Origin of the sequence: Haloferax sp. YSSS75 (genome assembly GCF_046764215.1) — an archaeon.
GTDB lineage: Archaea > Halobacteriota > Halobacteria > Halobacteriales > Haloferacaceae > Haloferax.
In genome coordinates this window covers 1,113,801-1,133,705 of record NZ_CP177206.1, presented here as the reverse complement: position 1 = coordinate 1,133,705, position 19,905 = coordinate 1,113,801, and the positions used below count along the sequence as shown (strand labels likewise).

The following is a 19,905-nucleotide window of genomic DNA, read 5'->3' as shown; positions in this document are numbered from 1 at the left end:
GCTCGGATATGCTCCAACTCGGACCGCTGGACACGCTCATCCAGATGTTCGGTCCATTCGTCATTCCCGTTCTTCTCTTCGCAGTCGGCGTCGCAGGCTATCTCGTCATCGTCGCGTTGGGGGGCGGGAAAGACAGCAGCGAGTGAGCCAGACACACTGCGCGGGAACCGCGGGGGCCGTACGCGAGCGGTGCGTTACGCTTCGACGACGATAGTACCCACCATGCCACCCACTTCGTGGGGGATGCAGCAGTACTCGTGGGTACCCGCAGTCTCGAAGGTGTGGACGTACGACTGGCCCGACTGAACCGCCCCCTTCAGGTCGCTCCATCCTTCCTCGGCAGCCTCCTTCGATTCGAAACCGCCAGATGCCCAGTAGGCCGCGCCGTCTGGGAGTTCGTCAGTGTAAGCGGTCACCGTGTGCGGTTCACCGGCGGCGTGTTCGAAGGCGACTGTGTCGCCGACGCTCACCGTGAGTTCGGCGGGTTCGAACGAGACGGCCGTCATCTTCACCACGTGGTCGGCGTCGTCCGGGACGCCCTCGACGACGTTCGGGCCGCCCGTGTACGACGATTCGGCGTCATCCTGGCCGTGGTCGTGTGCCGAGTGGTCGACGGGTGTCTTATCGACGGCACCGACGACGGCGAACTGCGCGCGAGTCGTCGCGGCAGCGTAGGCGTTCGCGGCCGAATCCACACCCGTACCCTCGTCGAGTGCGCCGATGAAAGACGAGAGTGCCTCCTCGAAACCTTCGTAGGCGTCGTGGTCCGCTTCTTCCACCATTCCGTGGACCGCTGCTTCCTCGAACGTGGCGTACACGTCCCTCATACGGTCTGAAGCGACTTCGGACAGGCCGGCGTCCGCGGCGGCAGTCGAGACGACGGCGTACATCGAATCGACGGTCTTCTGGTTGTAGGTCTTCGCCGCACCGGCGGCGTCACCGCCCGATTCGGCGGCGGCACCGACGCCTTCGAGGGCGCCTTCGAACGACTCGTAGAGGTCGTGGTCGGTGTGTTCTAACGCTTCGTGGTAGCCTCCAGCGCCCTCTTCGAAGAATCCGTAGGTCGATTCGACGACTGCGCCGGCGCGTGCGCCCGCGCCGACCTGTGTGAGTGCGCCGGCGTCGAATCCACGTGCTCCGAAGAACGCCGCCTCGGTGGCGGACACCTCGGCAGTCGTGCCGACGGCGGTTTCGAACTCGAAGAGCGCGTCCATCGCGCCCTCGGCGTGGGTCGCTGCAGTGTCGGCGTCACCGGCATCTGCCGCCTCGACGAGGCCGGTGAGGTGGTCCTCTTCGAAGCGGTGGTAGAGCTCTTCGGACTCGTGTTCGACGGCCTCGTGAAGGTTCGCCTCGTTCGCTTCGAACCGTTCGAAGAGACCCTCGGCGACCGTCTTCGCGCGGTCGGTATCGCCGACGGCGGCGAGTTCTCGCGCGTCACCGAGTCTGGCGCGGAAGAACGACGCTTCGAGGAGAGTCGCGGCGTCGCCGCCGACGAGTGCCGAGACACCCGTGAGAAGGTTCTCGTCGACAGTCGTGAGTGCGTCTTCGGTGGCCGCGGTGTCGCCCGACTCGGCGGCCTCCGCCAGCTTTTCGAGGCCAGCTTCGAAGCCTTCGTAGGCATCGTGGTCGGCGTGTTCTAACGCTTCGTGTGCGCGAGCGCCTTCGAAATGTGCGTAGATGTCGCCGGCGAGCGTCGCGGCGAAGTCGGTCTGTCCCTGTGCGGCAACCCACGCGGCGTCCGCGGCGCGGGCGCGGTAGAGCGTGAGCGCGGCGGCGTGGGCGAACTCGTCGCCCGGGCCACCGAGGCCAGCGAGGAGTTCGGCGTCGAACCCGACGGACTGCATGAGTGCGAGGTGGGCCGCACCCGTGGCGGTTTCCGGGGCCACCTCGAAACTCGCGTCGACCATCGCGGTTGCGGCATAGCGGGCCTGCTGGCGAATCGTCTCCGCCTCCGTCGCCTCGGCCGCACCCTCGATTCCCGCCTCGAACGTCTCGTAGAGTTCGCCTGACGCCACCTCTATGACTTCGTGTTCGGGCGCGTCCTCGAACGATTCGTAGACATCGTGGGCGAGTTCTGCTGCCGCCTCTGTCTCACCGGCGGCGGCGAGCATATCGACGTCGCGGGCACGGGCGGCGAACGTAAACAGGCCGAACGCATCGACGATTGCGGCGTCGGTGCGTCCGCGCTGGGCAGCGAGTAAGTTGTTCGACGCCTCCATCGCGAGCGTCGTCCCCTCGTCGGCGCGTCCCTCTGAGAACGCAGTCGCCGCGCCTTCGAGGTTCTCTTCGAACGACTCGTAGTTCCGTTCGTTCGTCGCCTCCAGTTGCTCGTGTGCGCTCCATTCGCCGGTGGACTGTTCGAACCGGGCGTACACGTCTTCGGCCACGCGCCCAGCGGTACCGAGTCGTCCCGCGGTGGCGAGCGCAACCGTATCGTAGAGACGCGCACGCATGGCGTTCCACTCGGCGGCGACTGCAGTCGTCGCCGTCGCCGAATTCTCCGCGTCAATCGCTTGCTGCGAGGGGGCGCTACAACCCGCGAGGCCGGCAGAGGCGACTGCCAACCCCGTCGTCTTCAACAGTGTCCGGCGAGAGTACGTCATCAAGTTTTAGGCTCGCCTAAAACAATAAAAAGACTTCGAAAGTTAGGCCAACCTAAAAACCCGTCGTCGGACGGGGTTCTTCGCCAGTATCCATAGTTTTTGGTCACCCTAAACGTGTAAAAGCACGTCGATTGTTCGACTCCTGGTCTACTCGGCGTCACAGTCCACGTCTCGCCGTCTGCGTGAGTCTGTGAGGAGTTGAGGAGTGAAACCGAGGGTTGAACATCGGGGCGTCTCGGCAGTCTCTGAGACGCGTAGTGTCCAAAAAACGGGAGGTGGAGAATCGAAGGCGGAACGTGTTCGACTCGGTGCCGACGATTAGTCCGCAGTCGGGGAGTCGTCGCGGAGACGGTCGAACATCGAGGTGAACTCGCCGTCTTCTTCGACGGTGTCTTCCCACTCTTCGAGTCCGCGTTCGACGCGCGTCCCTTCGATGGTGTTGTCGAAGAAGAACGCGAAGAGACCACCGACGGCCATCCCTGTCGAACCGATGACGAAGATGGTGTCGGCGACGAGTTGCGTGCCGAGAACCGGGCCGACGACTGCGACCTGACTCATCCCCTGTCGGAACGCTTCTGCGCTACCGACGTTCCCCATGTAGGCCGGAATCGCGAGGCCGGCGAACATGGCGACGCCGATGATGAAGATGTTGCGCGAGGAGTCCAGGTCGACGTACTTGAGGTTCGAGAGGCCGACGGCGACGATTTGGCCGAACATGGCGATGTAGAGGCCGCCAACGATTGGGCCGGGAATCGTCGCGATGAGTTGGCCGAAGTAGCCGACGAAGCCCATGAGGAGCATCACGACGGCACCGACTTGCACGACGTAGCGCGACGCGACGCCGGTGAGGCCGATAGCACCGATGTTCTCGGAGTAAGAGGTGGAACCACTGCCGCCCATGATACCCGAGAAGATGTTCATCAGGCCTTCCATCCCGATTCCGTGGTTGATACGGCGCTTCGACGGTGCACCGACGCCCGACAGACGAGCGACGGCGTGGTAGTCACCGAACGATTCGACCATCGACGCGGCGACGCCGGCGAGCATGCCGATGATGAACGAGGTGGTGAACTGCGGAATCCCGAAGGCGACGGCACCCACGACTGGGAGTGCGACTTCCATCGTGCCCGCGCCGCCCGCGAAGCCCCACTGGAGTGGGTAGATGGGCATGAGCGCCGGCGCGCTGGCGACGGACTGCAAGTCGACGAAACCGGGTGCGCCCGCAGCGATGACGCCCGTGACGGACAGGACTGCCGCGACGACGTACGAGACGATGACGCCGAGGAGCACCGGGAAGAGTTTGAACGCCGAGTGCGCGGTGTCGAGGTACTGCGAGAAGAGGACGATGAGCGCCAGCGTCAGGCCGAGCAACCACCAGTTGTTGGTGGCCGAGGTGACCTGCGGGACGCTGAACAGCGACAGGCCGATGAGTGCGATAGTCGGCGCGATGACGACTGGCGAGATGAACTTCCGGAGACGCCCGAGTAGCCCGAAGTAGCCGACGAACACTTCGACGGCCGCCGCGACGATGATGGCACCTTGCAGTTGGAGCAACGCCGTCTGCCACGCGACGCCTGCCGGGTCGGTGGCTTTCACGACGCCGATGACGGCGATTGCGGGGGCGAGCATCGAGAAGGGAGCGCCCTGCACGATGGGATAGCGGTTCCCGAACGTCGTCTGCATCAGCGTCGCGATGCCGGAGACGACGAAGAACGTCCCGACGAATCGCGGGACGACGTCGCCGGGCATACCCAACACTCCGGCGAGAATGAGGGGAACGGCGATGTTTGCGCCCACCATCGTGAGGTAGTGTTGGGCGCCGAGAAGGAGAGAGGTTGGAAGGGGTGGTTTGTCGTCGATACCGTACTGAACGAACGAAGAGGGTGATGAGTCGTCCGTCACGACCATCCCCCCGTATATGGCGGCTCTCTGCCGAGCATGGTTGTTGCAGGATTCTATTGGGAGTATATATGTCCTACTAATTCACACGTGTTAGTAGGACAACGCCTTTGTCGCGTCGGCTTGACGCGTGTCTCGTGAGTATACTTCCGTCGTCACCGCCGTCGAGACGCGACCGGTGGCTCGTCGGGTGGGCCCTCGGATACGCGGCCGTCGGTGCATCGTCGCTCGTCGTGCCGCTCTACGCCATCGAACTGGGCGCGAACGCGCTCTTCGTCGGCCTCATCGCGGCGACGGCGGCCTTCGCCGGTGCGCCCGGCGCAATCATCTGGGGGCGACTCGCCGCACGGTCGAATCGCCGCCGTCCCTTCGTCCTCGTCGCACTCGGAGCGACGGCGGGCGCACTCTTCGTCGTCTCACGCGCTAACTCGCCGGCCGCAGTCCTCGTCGCCAACACATTACTGTGGTTCGTCGTCGCCGCCGCCGCACCCGTGTTGAACCTCATCGTCGTCGAAGGCGTCCACCCGGACCAGTGGGACCGCCGATTCGGCGTCCTCAACCACTATCAGGGCTACGGCTGGTTGGGTGGCCTCGTCGTCGGAGCGGTGTGGTCTGCCGCCGCACCCCGTGTCTTCGCGCTCGACGCCCTCGGCGTGCAACGCTGGTTCCTCCTCGTTTCGGCAGTCGCCGCGGCAGTCGGTGCGCTCATCGTCCGCGTCTGGTATCCCGACCGGCCGACCGTCTCGTCGCGACGGTTCGCTCGCCTCTCGGCGGGTATCCGCCGGCAGAGCGGACTCATCGGTCGCTCCGTGCGAGCGGTCCCGTACGGACCGTCGCGACTGTACTGGGCGCTCCAAGAACTGGACGTCGCGGACTTACGAGCGAGAGCGAGTCCGTCCCTCCTCAGCTATCTCGCGGCCGCGACGCTGTTCTTCGTCGGGTTCTCCGTCTTCTTCGGCCCGCTTCCGGCCTACCTCATCTCGGCGGGGCGGACGGCCGACGAGGTGTTCGTCCTCTTCGTCCTGTCGAGTCTCGGGTCGGCGGTGAGTTACGCCCGCGTCGGCGCGCTGGCAGCGACTTACGACTCGCGGCGGTTACAGGCCGGTGCGTTGGCCACCCGTGGACTCGCGTTCCCCCTCGTCGCCGTCGTCGGGACGTCCCTCACTGCAGTGGCGGCACTCCTCGTCCTCGGGGGGACGTTCCTCGTCATCGGCGTCACGTGGGCAGTCATCGCCGTGACGGCGACGGGAATCGTCACCCGTCTCGCACCCGAGCGGATTCGCGGGGAAGCACTCGGCGCGTACACGGCACTGGCGAGTCTCGGCGGAGGTGTCGGGTCGGCACTCGGCGGTGTCGTCGCCACCGAACTCGGATACGTGACGGCGTTCGCACTCGCCGGCGGAATCGTCCTGACGGCGCTCGTCGTGGTGTGGAGTTCGGGAGAAAACGTCGTGCAGGGCCAACTGGCGTCGAGCGACTAGTTACTCGATGGCGTGGACTGGTGAAATCCAGACCACGAGGTCACCATCGCGCTTGATGACGCCCTCGATGGACTCGTCTTTCTCTAACGGCGGGTCTTCGACGTCGTCCATCGTGACGCGAACCACCTGATACACTTCGTCGACCAGCCATCCGGTCGCCGCCTCGTCTTCGAACTTGTTGGGGTCGAAGATGACGATGCGTTTGGACTCGCCCTCGTCGTCGATGCTGAGAAGCGACTTCGGGTTGATGATGGACGTCGTTCGGCCACGCAGGTCCATCACGCCCTCCACGTAGTCGGGGGCGTTCGGGACGCCCGTGAGTTGCCCTTTGTCGACGATTTCACTCACGTATTCGATATCGACGCAGTACGTCTCCGGACCCAACTGGAACTCGAGGACTTGCACCTCTTCTACGGAGTCCTCCTCGGCGTCGTCCTCTGCCACCTCGGTCGTGATTGCATCCTGTCGCATGGTGATATTCGGCGGGGCCACACCGCCGCCTGTCTACTCCACAGTGCAGCGATTCGGTCCATAAAGGTACGTACCTGATTATCAGCCCTGATTCCTCCCGGCGAGCGTTTATATACCCGATTTCCGAACCTCGGAGGTAGATGAGCGGTCAACGAAACGCCACTCTGACAACTCCGACGAGCCATCGGCAGGCGGCGCGTTCGACGTCCCCGAGGCCACCTCGGTATGGCCACTGTGGGTGGGGGCGATGAGCGCCGCCACCGGGGGGCCGACGCGTGCTGTCGTCGTCGACGACTCGCGGTTCATGCGGACGCTGATTCGAACACTCCTCGAAGACGCCGACGTGGAAGTCGTCGCCGACGCGAGCAACGGTCGTGAGGCGATTTCGGTCGTCGACGAGCACCGTCCGGACGTGGTGACGATGGACATCGAGATGCCCGAGATGAACGGCCTCGATGCGGTCGAACGAATCATGAACGACTGTCCGACGCCCGTCCTCATGCTCTCGGCACACGCCGAAGAGGACGCCGACGTGACGTTCGACGCACTCGATAGGGGGGCAGTGGACTTCGTGACCAAACCCGGTGGCGAAGTCACCTCCGAGATGCCACGAGTGAAGCGAGAACTCGTCGAGAAGATACAGTCTGCCGCGGCGGTGGACCTCAGCGCCACACAGGCCACGTCTCGGCCACCGAAGACGGACGCAGTCGAACAGTCGGCGACTCACTCGCCGGCATCTTCGACGGCGACGACAGACCTCCCGCCAGAAGGTTCGACTGTCGTCATCGGCGCGTCGACTGGCGGCCCGAACGTGGTCGAACGCGTCCTCGCGGCGCTTCCCGAAGCAGCAGGGCTTCGAGTCCTCGTCGTCCAGCACATGCCGGAAGGGTTCACGTCGCGATTCGCGGCCCGCCTCGACGACCGGTGTGACTACGAGGTGCGAGAAGCCGAAGACGGCGAGCGAATCGGCCCCGGGCAGATTCGCATCGCACCCGGCGGCTCACACCTGCTCGTCACGCGTGACCGTGCCGGTCGACTCACACTCGACCTCTCGGACGACGAACCACTCCACGGCGTCAAGCCCGCTATCGACCTCACGATGGCGTCGGCGGCCGAGACGGTCGATGGCCCCCTCGCGGGTGTGCTGTTGACCGGGATGGGTCGCGACGGCGTCGAGGGGATGAGCCAGATTCGGCGGGCGGGCGGCCACACTGTCGCACAGGACGAAGAGACATCAGCAATCTTCGGGATGCCGAAGCGCGCCATCGAGGCCGGGTGTGTCGAGACGATAGCACCCGACGGACGCATCACGGAAGAAACACTTCGCGGTATCACTACCTGACCATGGACGAAGAACTCTACCAGGCTTTCATCACCGAAAGCGAAGAGAGCATCACGCAGTTGAACAACTCCCTGTTGTCTTTAGAGTCCAACCCCGACGACACCGACGCCATCGACGACATCTTCCGACAGGCACACACCCTGAAGGGGAACTTCGGTGCGATGGGGTTCGACAACGCCGCGACGGTGGCCCACGCCGTCGAGGACCTGTTAGACGAGATTCGACACGGGCGCCTCGACGTGACCCCCGAGCGGATGGACCTCGTCTTCGACGGGATGGACCTCATCGTGGACATCCTCCACGATATCGAAGAGAATGGCGAATCTACCGTCGACCCCAGAGAGACAGTCGACGAGATTCGCGCCGCCGTCGAATCCGGTGGTGACTCGGGAAACTCGAAGCAGGCGGCGTCTGAGGGGACCGAACACGACGACGTCGACGTCGCCTCACTCGCCGCCACCACCGTCGAGACGGACGCCATCGACGCGACAGTCCTCACGCACGCCCACGTCGAACTCGACGCCGGGCAGATGAAGAGCGTCGACGCGGGAATCTTCCTCAGCAACATCCCCGAGAGCGTCGAACTCGCCGGGTCGAACCCGCCGCGAGACGGTATCGAAAACGGCGAGTTCGAAGATGGCTTCGACCTCTTTATTTCGGGTCTCGGGACGGACGCCGTCGAATCGGAACTGGGTGACCTCTGGAAAGTCGACCACGTCGAGACGACGGACGTCTCCGATGTACTCGGCGGTTCGCCACCGAGTGATGGCGAGGAAACCGCAGTGAAGGCCGCCGACGAGACGGCCACGGACGTTGCTGCCGACGACGCGGACGCAGACGCATTCGAGCAGGCGACGCCCGAAGACAGACCGGGGGACGTCGACGCGAAATCGGCCGACGACGACGCTTCGGTTCCCACCGGTAGTGAGGGCGACGAGTCACCAACGACTGCCGGTGCCGACGCCAAAACCGGTCAGTCACCCGACGCGGACGACGCAAAATCGGCCGAATCGACGGCATCCGACGCCGGTGACGACGAATCCGAAGACGGCGATTCGAAAGAAGCGCGGTCCATCTCGGCGGTCAAATCGGTTCGCGTTGACGTCGACCAACTCGACCAACTCCACGAACTCGTCGAGCAACTCGTGACGAGTCGAATCAAACTCCGCAACGCCATCGACGAACAACAGAACACCGCACTCGACACGCTCGACGAACTGGACAAAATCTCGTCGAACCTCCAGAACACGGTCATGGACATGCGCCTCATCCCGCTGAAGAAGGTGTTCGACAAGTTCCCCCGACTGGTCCGTGACCTCGCCCGCGAACAGGACAAGCGCGTCTCGTTCAAGGTAGAGGGCGAAGATATCGAACTCGACCGGACCATCCTCGACGAGATTTCCGACCCCCTGATGCACGTCCTGCGGAACGCCGTCGACCACGGCATCGAAGAACCCGACGTGCGTGAGGCGAACGGAAAGCCACGGACGGGCACCATCAAACTCTCCGCCCGGCGGCAACACGACACGGTCATCGTCACCGTCGAAGACGACGGCAGTGGTATCGACGCCGACGGCGTTCGCGACAAAGTCGTCGCAGAGGGCGTCGAAACCCGCGAAGACGTGAACAAGATGACCGACTCGGAGATATTCGACTACATCTTCCACCCCGGCCTCTCGACGAACGACGAGATTACGGACGTGTCGGGCCGCGGCGTCGGCATGGACGTCGTCAAGACCACCGTCGAATCGCTCGATGGGTCGGTCTCCGTCGAGAGCGAACCGGGCGAAGGCAGTAGGGTCAAGATTCGTCTCCCCGTCTCCGTCGCCATCATCAAGGTGCTGTTCGTGACAGTCGACGACCGTGAGTTCGGTGTCCCCATCAAGTACATCGACGAGATTAGCCGCCGTGACCGTGTCCAGACGGTCAACGGTGCGGAAGTCATCGTCCACGAAGAGACCATCTTCCCGCTCATCCGTCTCCGCGAGGCACTCGAAATCGACTCGCCACAACCCGACGACGGGATGGTCGTCCGCATCCGCCCCGACGACAGACAGGTCGCGTTGCACTGCGACGGCGTGACGAAACAGGAAGAAGTCGTCGTGACGCCGCTTCAGGGCCCGCTTTCGGGCGTCGGCGGCCTCTCGGGGACGGCCGTCATCGGTGACGGGAACGTCATCCCGATTCTCGACGTCTCCACGCTGGAGATGCCCGCCGACGGGAAACAGGCGATGCGGGAGTTCGATTCGAATTCGCTCCCCGAAACCGCAGAGGAGGCTGCTGACTGATGCCTGCGTCCGAGACGTCCGACCCGGCGTTCGACCACCTTTTGACGTACATCGAAGACTCGCTGGCGTTCCAGACGAGTTCGTACAACGACGCCTACCTCGACAGACGCATCTCCGCACGGATGCGCCGACGTCGGGTCGACGACTACGAGACGTACGAGGAGATGCTCCGGGACGAGGAAGAAGAACAGCAAGCCCTCCTCGACGCGCTGTCGGTCAACGTGACGAGTTTCTTCCGGAACCCGGACGTGTGGGATGCGCTCCGTGACGTGCTTCGGGACCTGAGTTCTCGGGGGAGTCGACGCGACCCGATTACGGTGTGGAGTGCGGCGTGTTCCGACGGCCGAGAGGCCTACTCGTTGGCGATGCTCGCCCACGACGACGACGAGGTGGACGAACGACGAATCGAAATCGTCGGCACGGACATCAAACGCGAGATTCTCCGCGCCGCCCGGACGGCCGAATATCACGCCTCGGAGACGAACGACGTGGCCGAGCAACTCGAACCGCTCGGTGACTGGGAACGGTACATCGACCGTGAGGACGACGTCTACCGAGTCAAAGACGAGGTAACCGACATGGTCCGATTCGAGCGACGTGACCTCATCCGCGAAGCCCCGCCGGGAACGTTCGACCTGGTCGTCTGTCGGAACCTGTTTATCTACATCAACGCCGAATCGAAGCGGGCGGTGTTCGAGACGCTCGGGTCGGCGCTCGAAACCGGTGGCTACCTCACTATCGGGATGACAGAGACGATTCCACCGACGTGCCGAGAGCAGTTCGACCCGGTGGAGAAACGGCTCCGCATCTACCGAGCGAGCGACGCCGACAGGAGCTGAACGATGAAACCCGGTGAACACAAACTTGGAGACACGAGGGGTCGCTTCCTCCAGGTTATCAAGAACGGCCGGGAGATTCACGACGTCGACTGGACGAGTGGCCGCATCCTCCTGTCGAACAAACGACTCATCCTCGCAGGGACCGGCGGCAAGCGGACCATCACCCTCGACGCCATCGAGGAACTCGGCGGGAGATTCGACGTCAACCAGCGAATCGCGACGGTTTCGGACTACTTCAGCCTCCACATCCCGTCGGGCGTCGTCCTCATCGCACCGGTCGATTACGACGAGTTCGAAGTGGACTTCTTCGGTGCACTGCTCAACTCGGCGCAGTTCCTCGCACGACACCCGGCAGTCGCCGGCGGTGTCGTCCAGAACACCGAGTGGGAGAAATCACGCCTGAAAGTCGAAGACGAGTCGGTGAGCATGGCGACTGTCGGCGGCAAGTTCGTCGAGATTCGACTGGACGACATCGGGGCCATCAAGACGGGCGAACGAAAGGTGGTCGACGACGTTCGGAGCGTCATCGAAGTCGAACACTCCGACGACGAAGGGACGAGTCTCCAGACCTACATCTCGGGGCCAGAACGCGCGATTACGTTCCTCTACTCGCTCCTCCGCGAAGGCGAAGAACTCTCGGAGACGTCCATCGAACTGAGCGAGACGGACAAACAGGTTCTCACGGCGCTCTACTCGGGGGTCGCACCGTTCGACATCCCCGACTTCCTCGGCCTGGACGTGGACGAAGTCGAGGAACTCTTCGAGCGCCTCATCGACCACAGAGTCGTCGAGGAAGTTCGCATCCGACACGAAGTGCAACTGAACGCGCGTGGCCGGAACATCGCCTCCGACGCCATCAACGAACAATAGACACCTTTCTAGGCGCTGTCGTCGGCCGACACCCGAAGTGGACGTCCGACAGGACTGACCGCTCCCTGCCAGAACGTGACTTTACATAGACAGTAGCCGAACCGACAGGCGATGACCGAACCGGTCGCCTTCCTGCTCGTTGGCGTGCTCTTCGTTCAACTGCCGTTAGCGCTCGTGATGTATCTCGACGCGAAGCGGTTGAATCTCAAAAACCCACAGAAGTACTGGTTCGGTGTGACAGTCCCGGCAGCGGGGTTCGTCGTGATACTCTACTACTTTTCGGCGCGAAAGGACCTCCCCAAGAAGGACCCCGAAGACGCGTAGAATTCGACCACCGAATCGACCGGGGGAGTACCGAGAACCCGTCTCAGACGTTGACGTCTTCTATCTCCTCGTTCACGACGAAGCGACCCTGTGGCGTCAGCGACGTCGGAAGCGTCTCGTCGTCGATGAGGTCCTCGTCGTGGAGCGTCTCCAGTGCGTCGTCTAACACCGCCTGCTCGACGCCGAGAAGTTCGCTGAAGTCCACCTCTGCGGCCATCTCGCCGGCGGAGTAGAGACCGACGAGCACTTCGAGTCCCTGTTCTGTGACTTCGACGTCGCGCACGTTGGATTTTATCCAGTGGTAGACGAGTCGGAGGTAGCGGCCGAGGATGTTCATCTTCCGTCGGGATTTGAGCGAAATTTCGGTGGTCACCGTCTGTCCCTGTTTGACGTGCTGAACCGAGAGGACGAGACGCGTCTCGTCGTCGACGGTCCGTTCGAGCACCTCGAAGAAGATGACGCTCGCAAGGTCGATGTGGAACGGGTCGCCGTCTTCGGTGAGTGGACCATCGTCGTCCGGGAACGTCACCGCTTCGTAGTCGAGGTGGAGGCCGGTGGGTCGCCGCGGCGTGTCGAGGACACGACCACCGATTCGCGCTGGGTGCGTGACTCGCGCACGCGACCCGTTGAGGACGGCGCGGAACAACAGCAGGGTGAACTTCTCGATAGTCTCGCGGTCACCGCCGATGACTGTGGTCCGCCGCTTCTTCCCGATGATGTACCCGACCATCACCGTGTAGTCGAAGAACTCCTCGACTTCGGGGGGAACCTGCCCGACGGCGATGTCGAAGATGGACGTAATCGGGATGTCCGTCTTGCTCTTGGACGTCGCGAGGATGAGTCGCTGTTGACTCATCAGCACGCGCCCCTTGACTGGGTCGAACGACGCGTTCCCGCCGGCGACGAAACTCGCGACGAAGTCGACGACGATAGACTCGCCGTTCGACGTTCGTCTTTCGGTGCGCCGTTCGGAGGTCTGTCGCTCTCGTTTCTCGCGGTTGTCGTCCGGTTCTGACTTCTGTCTCCGGTAGGCTTGCAAGAGGTCACTGTTGGCTACGTCACCTCCCTCCGGAGTCCGAGAGCGCGCGTTTTCGACCATCTGGTCGTCTGACTCACCTGATTCAGAGCCTGGTGGCTGTTTCTTCGTCATATGCTAATCAGTGCTCCTGCGAGCGACGACGTCGCGACTGCCATGAGCGACCCCACCCAGACGAGCACCACGAAGTGCAGATACGCGTTCGCCTTGTGTCCGCCGTCCACCATCCGAATCATCAGCGACGAGAGCAGTGCGTTGAATAGGATGATGAGGGTGAGCATGTACTCGATGAAGGGGACGTCGTAGACTCCCGCGTAGATGAGCGTCCCGAACTGGAGACTATCGAGGTTCATCTGCGTCGAAAAGGACGCGAGAATCTCGACGACTTCGAGGCCGATGAAGAACGCGAACGACGCCGACGCCGTAATCCCGTAGAGGACGCCGATGAGCGTAATCGTCGACTGCTTGCGCTGCCGACGGAGTTTGATAATCTCGTTCATGTTCCGACTGATGAGTTCGCCGAGTAGCTTCGGTTTTCCACCCATCGACCGGCCGACGTTGTACATCTCACTGAACTTCTGGACGAGGTAGGAGTTCGACTCCGCGGTGAAGAAGAACCACGACCGGTCTGGGTCGAGACGCATCCGGAGGCGGGTGTGCAGGCGACCAATCTCGCGGGAGAGGACGCCGAAGTCCTTCTTCCGAAGCGTCTCCAAGACGGCAGTCGTCGTACTCTGTTTCGCCGTCTCGGACGCACCCAGTGCCCGGATGAACCCGGGATACTCCTCGTCGCGTTCGCCGATGCGCTTTTCGTGCCGTCTGGCGACGATACCGGGGACGGCGAGTGGAGTCAACGGCGTCGAGATGAGGAGCGGAATCGGGAGGTCAGACATGATTGGGCGAACGATTTCGCCGACGATAGTCAGGTTGAACGTCCCCATCGCGAGGACGAACACCATGGCGATAGAGAGTCCGACTGCTCCGTAGAGGGTGATGTCTATCTGCCTGTCGGCCTTCGTCCGGTACTCACGCTGGTGGTACCACAGCGGGTCGTACGGAGACATCGTCCGGATGACGAAGTAAAAGCCCAGTTGGACGAAGATGAAGAGCACGATGACCGCACCGATGGTCATCGTCGCGTCCGTCCCGGTGAGGATGGGGAGCACGATGGCGTTGATGACGGCGAACGTCATCGACAGAATCATCGAGAGGTAGAGGTCCTTCATGACTTCGAGGTTCCCGAGTGCACTCTCGTAGACGGTGATGTACTTCTGAATCATCGCGTTCTGCTCACCGAGCAGGAAGTCGTCGATACTCTGGCCGGCGTTGATGGCGTAGGCGAGTCTGTCGAGGAAATCCGAGAGCGGTTTCGACGGGACTTCACGAGCACGTCGCACGCACGCGTCGTCGAGCGACTGGTTCCACGCGTCGACCAACTGGACGATGCGGTTCATCTCCGTCGCCAACTCGCCGTATTCTTCTTCACGCGCGAGCGTGCGGAAGACGGCGACACGGTCGATGTTCGTCGTCGAAAGCACCGTCATGTGCGTGATGAGCAGGTGAATCTGATTTTCGAGACTTCGTCTCGTCTGTTCGACGAGGAGGCGTGGGTAGAGGAACGCACCGCCGAGGAGCAGCGCTCCGAGGAGGAAAACCGGGATGCGGACGAGCACCGGGAGGGGGAGCGCAATCGCACCCGCAACCGAGAGGACGAAGAAGACGATGGCCGGTCCGAGGACCACGAGGAGGTACCGCGTGAGGTCCATCGGCATCTTCTCGTAGGACTCGACGACGTCGCTGAAGAAGTCTCGAACCTGCACCGCTTGCACAGACGTGCTCGGTTCCCCTGCCATATCGCTACACCCTCGCCATGTCGAACGGCAGTCCTTCGACGCCGTCGCGCTGGTAATCTTCGATGAGTTCGTTCACTTCGTGGTAGCCGAGGACGTTCTCCTGTATCGCCCGCCGGATGAGTTCTGCGCGGAACTTGATGTCGTCGTAAATCTTCCGCGTGTCGTCGTACCCGAGCAACGTCGCGACTTTCTGTTCCATGATGAACGAGTTGTTCATCCCCTGGAAGACGATGTCGTCGTTGACGGGGTCCCAGTAGAACGACTCGCGGGTGACGACGCCACCCATCTCCTTGGAGTAGCCTTCTATCTCCTGCACACTCGTCACGCGACGGAGGATGTCGTTGCCACGCTTTACGCGGTTCTGGAACAGCGCGATGTCGCAGTTCGACATGAACGTCTCGGGGACGTTGATGGGGTCACCCGTGAAACGCTGAATCATCGAGACGATGTCGGATGCGTGGAAAGTGAGCATGACCGGGTGACCCGTCTGGGCCGCCTGGAACGCCATCCGGCCTTCCTCACCACGGACCTCCCCGACGATGATGTAGTCGGGGCGAGAACGCAGTGCCGCCGCGACGAGGTCGAACATGTCGACTTCGGAGTCCGACCCGCGGCCCTCACGCGTGAGGAGTTGCTGCCACGTGTCGTGCGGCGGTAACACTTCGGCGGTGTCCTCTGCGGTGTATATCTTCGAATCCTGCGGGATGAACGAGAGGATGGCGTTGAGCGTCGTCGTCTTGCCCGACGCCGTCTCGCCGACGACGAACACCGTCCGTTCGTTCTCCAGCGCAATCCAGAGGTACGCCGCGAGTTCGGGCGAGAGCGTCCCCCACTTCGTAATCTGGAAGATGGAAAGCGGCACGTCGTCACCCTGACGAATCGTCAGTGACGACCCCTTCAGCGACACGTCGTCGGAGTAGATGATGTTGATACGTGACCCGTCGGGGAGCGTCGAGTCCACGATGGGGTGGGCGTCGGAGACTGGGTCGCCGATACGCTCACCCATGTTGCGAAGCCAGTTGTCGAACTGTTCTTTGCTGTCGAACTCGACGCTCGTCTCCAAGAGACCGAACGTCCCGTGGTCGACGTCGACCTGCCGGGGACCGATGACGTGAATGTCCTCGTTCTCCGGGTCGCGCATGATGGGTTCGAGTGGTCCGAGGCCGACGATGTCGCGGATGAGGCGGTACTCGATTTTGTCGTAGGTCACCTGCGGCACTTCGATACCGACGACGTCGAGGCGCTTCGCCACCGATTCGAGTGGGCCGTGGTCTTCGCCTTCGATGCGGACGATTTCGTCGAGGAGTTCCTCGATGCGTTCTTCGTAGTCGGCGCTTTCTTCGGGTGCCGGTTTCGAGACGCTGCGTTCGAGCAGTTTGTCTTTGACGCGGGCGAACACCTCGAGTTCGTCGTCGTCCATCTCCGGTTCGATGACGTAGTACTTCGTCGTCTCACCGAAGTTACCGTAGATTTGGCAGAACACGGGCCCACCGAGGTGGTAGATGATGTTCGGACGGCGCGACTCGTAGTCGCCGGGTTCGTCGACGAGCATCGGGAACTCACCCGTAATCTGCCGGAATCGCTTGAGGTGGTCCCGGAGGTGGGGCCACTTCATGGCGAGGCGTTTGAGGTCGTCCGAGAGTCTGGCAGAACCGTGTTCGGTCGCCATCTATGCCACGCTCCTCGACTCGATGACGAGACCGATTCCCGACCGAACCGAAAAGCCGACGCGGTCACCGACCTGTTGGCCCATCCCCGCGAACCGTTTCACGAAGATGTTTCGGCGGACGTCGTTGCCGACTTCCACCATCTCGAGTTCGAAGTAGACGTCGGCGATAGAGCGGAACGGGCCGATAGAGCCCTCGTCGACCGACGATGGGTCGACGGTGAGGATGATGGTCTTGCCCTTCGTCGTCAACTCACGGAAGAAGGAGATGATTTCGAGGGCCGCCTGTCGTTCTTCGTTCTGCCGAACGAGTGCTTCGAACTGCGGGTCGTTGCGGAGGATGGCGTCGAACGTGTCGATGATGATGACGTCGGCGTCCCACAGCGTCTCTGCGTCCATCAACCGACGGAGCAGTTGCTTGCGCTCTTGTTGCCCGCCAGAGAGCGCACCACTGCTGTCGATTTCGGCCTGTAAGAACAGGATTTCTTCGTTCAGCAGGTGTTTGACGACGTCGTACGAAAGCGAGTACATCTGGTCGAGGAAGCCACGGACGCCCAGTTCCGTCGAGACGAGCGTCGTGACGGTGTCTTCCTGACAGAAGCCGTAGCTGAATCGCTGCGATAGCACACTCTTTCCGGCACCGTAGTCGCCTTCTATCAGGACGATTGCGCCCTTCGGCATGCCACCACCCAGTTCCTTTTCGAGACGGTCGTGTCCCGACAATCCGAGAGAGTATTGACTGCTCATGGTACGTAGAATTCGAACACCTCCTCGTCGCCGTCGACGATGACCTTCAGACGGTGGTCGTCCGGCGAGGAGAGGGTGAGGTTGTTCACTTCCAGTTCGACGACGTTGCTCGGCCGCCATTCGTTACCGTCGACGACGGACGTGTTCACGTCGGACTGGTACTGTGCATCGACGATGATGTCGAACCCACTGCTCGTCGCAGGGAGGGTTCTGAGACCGGTGTTTTTGACGTAGACGGTCAGCGTGCCGCTCGTCTCGTTGTAGACGCTGGCGTCCGGTTCGCTGATGACTTCGATGTCGGTTCGAATCTCCGAGCTCACGTCGCCACCTTGCTCGTCGAGCGAACTGCTGATTCCGGTGACCGTATCGATGAGGACGCCGGAGACGCCCGCCGCGACGACGATGCTGGCGATAAACAGGATGAGACTCGGGACGGAGATGTCTGCCATCTAGCTCACGCCCCCCGTCGCTGCGACGCCGGCCCCGGTGACGACTTTGACGCGCGTCGGTTGCGTCGGGTTCGTCACTTCGACGGTGAGGTTCTCTCCAGGGGGCCAGACGTTCGTCGACTGACTGCCGCCGACGCTCGTGGTATCCGGTGTGCTGTAGTCGTTGTCGACGAGCACTGTCGTCTCGTCGACTGCCAGCGTCGACGCACCCGTGTTCGTGACGTTTACGACGAGCGTGGCGTTCCCGGAGTCGTAGGTGGCGTTCGCCACTGTAATCGCGGTGTTCTTTCGTTCGAGGGTCAGTTCCGAGTCGTCGCTCTGCGCCTCGAGCACGTTCTCTGTGGCGTTAGACGTCGCTGTGTAGAGCGTCCCCGTCGCGATGAGGACGCCCAGGAAGATGATGGCCGTCGAGCCACTAACACCGAAGCCCATCGAACTCCCCCCCGTACGCGACGAGTTCTTCGAACAGTCGTCTCTCGGGAGCGTCCTCGGCGAGGCGACTGACGAACGCGAGACTCGCCTGATGGTCGTCGATTCGAAGTTCGGTGTCGTCCTCGTCGTCGTTAGCTGCAGCGACTTGCCCGACGTGGGCGTTCAACTGGTTTTCGACGGGGCGCGAAATCCACTGCTGTTCGCGGTACTGTCTGAGCGCCCGCGACGCACCCAGTGCACCGCCGACAGAGACGAGGTGTTCGACCCACTCGAGGACGAGCACTTCGGCCACGTAACTGGCGGGCAACTGCGTGAGGTAGGCGTCGGAGTCCACCACCGTCGTGGTGACGAACTCGTCCGCAGTTCGGGTCGATTCGGTCGTCTCGACGACATCGTCGTCGTCGCTGTCGGCGTCTTCGATGTCCGAACTGAGTTCGTCTTTCGCCATCGCGGCGGACGCGTACTCCGCTTCTAACTCGTCGAGGGTCTGTTCGACGTCGTCCGTTTCGTCGGGTTCGGCCGTCGCCTCGAACGCTTCAGGCTCGTCGTCGCCGACGGCGTGGTCCGCATCGGGTTCGCTGACGGCGTCTGTCTCCGGCGACTCGTCGAGGAGTTCTTCGGAGTCGACGTCTTCGAACGATTCCTCGGCGACGTCGTCTTCGAGTTCCGCTTCGTCTTCGTCCCACCCACCGGACTCTTCGTACTCCTGTTTCAGGTCGTCGAAGCTCGCCCCGCCGGCGGTGCCGGCGTCGTCGGGTTCGTCGTCCGCTTCCAACTCGCTGTCGAGTCCTTCTGCCGGACTCTCTCGTTCTGCGTCGACGAGTTCGTCTTCGGCAGCGCGTTCGGCTTCCTGTTCGCCGGTTTCGGCGTCGAGTTCGCCGAAGTCGTCGTCGAAGAACGTCTCCGCTTCTGCGTTGGCGACTTCGGGGTCGAGATGCTCTTCGTCTTCTGCTTCTGCTTCGAACAACCCGAAGGAACCACCGCCGTCGAGGCCGCCCATCTCGCGGGCGTCGTCGACGAACGGGTTGATTCCACGGGTAACCATCTCGTAGATGTCGAGCAGTTTCCGAATCGTATCTTCGAGTTCTTCGACGGTTCCACCGATCTGTTTGTTCTCTTCTCGAACGGTGTTCATCCCCGACGAGATGGCGCTCACTTCGTTCTCGAGTTCGCCTACGCGGTCCTCGAGCTCTGCGATTTCCTCGTTGTTGCCGTCGTCGAATCCGCCGAAATCGTCGTCGTCGAATCCTTCGTCGAGGTCGTCGCCGAAGTCACCAAACTCGTCAGAGAGGTCGTCGACACCCTCCTCGAATCCAAGTCCATCGTCTGATGACATATGTTGTTCTTCCGTGTCAGCTTCGTCCCCGGCGTCGGCCGTCTCCGTGTCGTTCATCCATTCCATCATGCGCGACGTCCACACCTCCGTACCGTACGGACGGCGGTTCTGTCGAGCGACTGCCTGTCACCCGCCTGGTCGCCGGACCGGCCGGGGAGGTCCAACGGACCCGGGGGAGCAGGTAACATTACTGCATGGTACGTAAGTCGATACAAGAAAGTTCCCGTCCCGTTATCAACTCCGATATTCGGTCAGCTGAGAATTTTACA

The 19,905-nt window shown here is 62.4% G+C and carries 17 protein-coding genes; 7 read left to right on the top strand and 10 right to left on the bottom strand.

What is annotated here, in order from left to right:
- Positions 1–8 precede the first annotated feature (8 nt).
- The gene (locus ACK3R5_RS05975) at positions 9–146 is read left to right on the top strand and encodes a hypothetical protein (RefSeq protein ID WP_411963146.1); all 138 of its coding nucleotides are present in this window, start codon (positions 9–11) and stop codon (positions 144–146) included.
- A gap of 48 nt (positions 147–194) precedes the next feature.
- Here ACK3R5_RS05975 and ACK3R5_RS05970 read toward each other — a convergent pair whose 3' ends face one another.
- Together ACK3R5_RS05970 and ACK3R5_RS05965 are read right to left on the bottom strand one after the other, a co-directional pair.
- Entirely contained in the window at positions 195–2,603 is a 2,409-nt protein-coding gene (locus tag ACK3R5_RS05970; protein WP_411968367.1) for a DUF5059 domain-containing protein, read from the bottom strand.
- Positions 2,604–2,921: 318 nt separating this feature from the next.
- Positions 2,922–4,511: a uracil-xanthine permease family protein gene (locus ACK3R5_RS05965; protein WP_411963144.1), complete on the bottom strand. Its 1,590-nt coding sequence runs from the start codon at positions 4,509–4,511 to the stop codon at positions 2,922–2,924.
- A 128-nt stretch (positions 4,512–4,639) separates the two neighbouring features.
- On the opposite strand from ACK3R5_RS05965, the gene ACK3R5_RS05960 reads away from it, so the two are divergent.
- A complete protein-coding gene (locus tag ACK3R5_RS05960; RefSeq protein ID WP_411968366.1) occupies positions 4,640–5,983 on the top strand; it encodes an MFS transporter in 1,344 nt (447 codons plus the stop codon).
- Here ACK3R5_RS05960 and ACK3R5_RS05955 read toward each other — a convergent pair whose 3' ends face one another.
- Entirely contained in the window at positions 5,984–6,454 is a 471-nt protein-coding gene (locus tag ACK3R5_RS05955; RefSeq protein ID WP_411963142.1) for a chemotaxis protein CheW, read from the bottom strand.
- A gap of 247 nt (positions 6,455–6,701) precedes the next feature.
- Between ACK3R5_RS05955 and ACK3R5_RS05950 the strand changes: the two genes are divergently transcribed.
- The 5 genes from ACK3R5_RS05950 (at position 6,702) to ACK3R5_RS05930 (ending at position 12,117) form a co-directional block, all read left to right on the top strand.
- A complete protein-coding gene (locus tag ACK3R5_RS05950) occupies positions 6,702–7,796 on the top strand; it encodes a protein-glutamate methylesterase/protein-glutamine glutaminase (RefSeq protein WP_411968365.1) in 1,095 nt (364 codons plus the stop codon).
- Between the two features lie 2 nt (positions 7,797–7,798).
- Positions 7,799–10,084: a chemotaxis protein CheW gene (locus tag ACK3R5_RS05945; RefSeq protein ID WP_411968364.1), complete on the top strand. Its 2,286-nt coding sequence runs from the start codon at positions 7,799–7,801 to the stop codon at positions 10,082–10,084.
- Positions 10,084–10,923 carry a CheR family methyltransferase gene (locus tag ACK3R5_RS05940; RefSeq protein WP_411963139.1) on the top strand — a complete coding sequence of 280 codons (840 nt, stop codon included), beginning with the start codon at positions 10,084–10,086 and terminating at the stop codon, positions 10,921–10,923. Before ACK3R5_RS05945 ends, ACK3R5_RS05940 begins: the two co-directional genes overlap by 1 nt.
- A 3-nt stretch (positions 10,924–10,926) precedes the next feature.
- Positions 10,927–11,793, top strand: a complete 867-nt coding sequence (locus ACK3R5_RS05935; RefSeq protein ID WP_411963138.1) for a CheF family chemotaxis protein — start codon at positions 10,927–10,929, stop codon at positions 11,791–11,793.
- A 111-nt stretch (positions 11,794–11,904) separates the two neighbouring features.
- On the top strand, positions 11,905–12,117 hold the full coding sequence (locus ACK3R5_RS05930; protein ID WP_411968363.1) for a hypothetical protein: 213 nt from the start codon (positions 11,905–11,907) through the stop codon (positions 12,115–12,117).
- 43 nt (positions 12,118–12,160) lie between these two features.
- On the opposite strand, the gene ACK3R5_RS05925 is transcribed toward ACK3R5_RS05930, so the two are convergent.
- From ACK3R5_RS05925 to ACK3R5_RS05895, 7 genes are read right to left on the bottom strand one after another with little or no spacing between them, the layout of a single operon-like run.
- Complete coding sequence (locus ACK3R5_RS05925) at positions 12,161–13,267, bottom strand: CheF family chemotaxis protein (RefSeq protein WP_411963136.1); 1,107 nt, start codon at positions 13,265–13,267, stop codon at positions 12,161–12,163.
- A complete protein-coding gene (gene flaJ / locus ACK3R5_RS05920; RefSeq protein WP_411968362.1) occupies positions 13,264–15,006 on the bottom strand; it encodes an archaellar assembly protein FlaJ in 1,743 nt (580 codons plus the stop codon). The genes ACK3R5_RS05925 and flaJ overlap by 4 nt, the downstream gene beginning before the upstream one ends.
- A gap of 4 nt (positions 15,007–15,010) precedes the next feature.
- On the bottom strand, positions 15,011–16,675 hold the full coding sequence (locus ACK3R5_RS05915) for a type II/IV secretion system ATPase subunit (RefSeq protein WP_411963134.1): 1,665 nt from the start codon (positions 16,673–16,675) through the stop codon (positions 15,011–15,013).
- Positions 16,676–17,419, bottom strand: coding sequence for an ATPase domain-containing protein (locus ACK3R5_RS05910; RefSeq protein WP_411968361.1), 744 nt, complete (start codon positions 17,417–17,419; stop codon positions 16,676–16,678).
- Entirely contained in the window at positions 17,416–17,868 is a 453-nt protein-coding gene (locus tag ACK3R5_RS05905) for a CARDB domain-containing protein (protein WP_411963133.1), read from the bottom strand. The genes ACK3R5_RS05910 and ACK3R5_RS05905 overlap by 4 nt, the downstream gene beginning before the upstream one ends.
- Entirely contained in the window at positions 17,869–18,300 is a 432-nt protein-coding gene (locus ACK3R5_RS05900; protein WP_411963132.1) for a fla cluster protein FlaF, read from the bottom strand. It lies immediately after the preceding gene.
- Positions 18,284–19,705 carry a flagella accessory protein C gene (locus tag ACK3R5_RS05895; protein ID WP_411968360.1) on the bottom strand — a complete coding sequence of 474 codons (1,422 nt, stop codon included), beginning with the start codon at positions 19,703–19,705 and terminating at the stop codon, positions 18,284–18,286. The genes ACK3R5_RS05900 and ACK3R5_RS05895 overlap by 17 nt, the downstream gene beginning before the upstream one ends.
- Between the last annotated feature and the right edge of the window lie 200 nt (positions 19,706–19,905).